This is a genomic window from Rhodococcus sp. P3_B8 (assembly GCF_056402775.1).
This window is the reverse complement of the sequence record NZ_JBFUGT010000683.1, coordinates 1-752: the sequence shown is the minus strand read 5'-3', so window position 1 is coordinate 752 and position 752 is coordinate 1. Positions and strand designations below refer to the sequence as shown.

Below are 752 nucleotides of genomic sequence, written 5' to 3'. Positions count from 1 at the left end.
CTCCTGCTCCGGGGTGAACCCGCCGCCCATCCCGTTGCCGCGGGCCAGCAAACCCGACACGCTCATCCACGCCCGGGACAACTCCTCCGCGACCAGGCAGTACTCGAACACGCCGAGACCGAGACCGCCGTGCTCCTCGGGGATCATGATCCCGAAGAACCCGACCTCGGCCATCGCCTTCTTCACCGTGTCCGGGATGGTGCCGCGCACCGGGTCGAGTTCGTTCGCGACCGGAAGCACCTGCTTCATCGCGAAATCGCGAGCCAGGTCACGGATCGCCACCCGATCCTCGGTCAGATACCGCGGCGAATCGGTACGCGGCTGTGACGGCCGGTGAGTCATGAGGGTCGTCCCATCGATGTGTTGTGCTGCTCGCGCAGTGTCCGTTTGAGAATTTTGCCGACCGGTGACAGCGGGAGCGCGGGAACGAACTCGACGGTGCGCGGTGCCTTGTATCGAGCGATGTATTGCGAACAGAATTCGCGCAATGTCGAGGCGTCGGTCTCGTGTCCCGGGGTCAGGACGACGACCGCGTGGACGCGTTCGCCCCAGTCCGGGTCGGGGACCCCGATCACGGCGCAGCTGGCCACCGATTCGTGCAGGGAGAGAATGCTTTCGACTTCGGCGCTATACACGTTCTCCCCTCCGGTGACGATCATGTCCTTGAGTCGGTCGACGACGTACAGGTAGCCGTCGTCGTCGAAGTAGCCCATGTCTCCGGTGTGCATCAAGCCGCCCCGCAGCGCGTGTGC

General features: G+C 64.9%; 2 protein-coding genes. Both read right to left on the bottom strand.

Annotated elements, in window-relative coordinates; translation table 11 throughout:
- On the bottom strand, window positions 1–342 hold a 342-nt coding region (locus tag AC1D1G_RS45740; protein ID WP_477957004.1), incomplete at its 3' end, for an acyl-CoA dehydrogenase family protein.
- A partial coding sequence (locus AC1D1G_RS45735) for a class I adenylate-forming enzyme family protein (RefSeq protein ID WP_477957003.1) occupies window positions 339–752 on the bottom strand: 414 nt, incomplete at its 5' end. The genes AC1D1G_RS45740 and AC1D1G_RS45735, both read right to left, overlap by 4 nt.